The sequence below is a fragment of the Heliobacterium mobile genome, from assembly GCF_009720735.1.
In the GTDB taxonomy this organism is placed as follows: Bacteria; Bacillota; Desulfitobacteriia; order Heliobacteriales; family Heliobacteriaceae; genus Heliobacterium; species Heliobacterium mobile.
This window is the reverse complement of sequence record NZ_WNKU01000095.1, coordinates 1-1,161: the sequence shown is the minus strand read 5'-3', so window position 1 is coordinate 1,161 and position 1,161 is coordinate 1. Positions and strand designations below refer to the sequence as shown.

The 1,161-nt window shown below is 54.6% G+C and carries 3 rRNA genes; all 3 read right to left on the bottom strand.

The features are described from left to right. Window positions 1–538: ribosomal RNA gene (locus tag GJ688_RS19815) — 23S ribosomal RNA — on the bottom strand; the annotation flags it as partial. Window positions 539–655: 117 nt separating this feature from the next. Continuing rightward, window positions 656–772: ribosomal RNA gene (gene rrf / locus GJ688_RS19810) — 5S ribosomal RNA — on the bottom strand. Between the two features lie 300 nt (window positions 773–1,072). Next, window positions 1,073–1,161, bottom strand: a 16S ribosomal RNA gene (locus GJ688_RS19805); the annotation flags it as partial.

Here is a 1,161-nt window from a genome sequence, read left to right as displayed (position 1 = left end):
TTTCACTCCCCTTCCGGGGTGCTTTTCACCTTTCCCTCACGGTACTGGTTCACTATCGGTCGCTGAGGAGTATTTAGCCTTGGAGGGTGGTCCCCCCGGATTCCCACGGGATTTCACGTGCCCCGCGGTACTTGGGATCCCTTCGGAATGGCTCGTCCTTTCGCCTACAGGGGTGTTACCTGCTGTGCCGGGCCTTTCCAGACCGCTTCGACTAGGATGATTCATTCGGGATGAAGGTCCCGCAACCCCGCCTCCAAAGAGACGGTTTAGGCTTTTCCCCGTTCGCTCGCCGCTACTGGGGGAATCTCGCTTGATTTCTTTTCCTCCGGGTACTTAGATGTTTCAGTTCCCCGGGTTGGCTTCATACACCTATGAATTCAGTGTACGATGTCCGGATATGACTCCGGACGGGTTGCCCCATTCGGGTATCTACGGGTCTACGCCTGCTTGCGGCTCTCCGTAGCTTTTCGCAGCTGTCCGCGCCCTTCTTCGCCTCTCAGCGCCTAGGCATCCACCGTATGCCCTTACTAACTTGACCTTATAATTGCGCTTTACTTTACCTCTGTGCAGTTTTCAAGGAACAGCACCGCTACATAGGAGCGGTCATATGGAAACCTGACGTTTGTCAGGTCTGCCGGGTAATAAAACCCGGTCAATCTGGCAGCGACCTACTCTCCCAGGGACCAACGTCCCAAGTACCATCGGCGCAGGAGGGCTTAACTGCCGTGTTCGGGATGGGAACGGGTGTGACCCCTCCGCCATTGCCACCAGATCATTTTGTAGTTGTTGAGGTCCATCCGGTTCATCACCGGAATTAAGAGTCTACTACACCCGGTTGAGCTATTCAACCGGTAAGTTTCTCCAGTCCCTCAAAATCAAACAGTTGTGTCGCGCTGCGTGCTAACCTTTCCGTTCGGACCTGTCCCTTCTAGTCGCTTGCGAGATTGTCTCGTTTGCGTCTAATTGGGAGGTCTCCGTCCGGTTCGACCTCGACATCTCACTGCATAGAGGTTTTATCCCTTCGCTAGATAAACTAGCAGGGTTTATCCTCTACCGTGACGAGTCTCCATAGAAAGGAGGTGATCCAGCCGCACCTTCCGATACGGCTACCTTGTTACGACTTCACCCCAATCATCGACCCCACCTTCGGCGGCTGGCTCC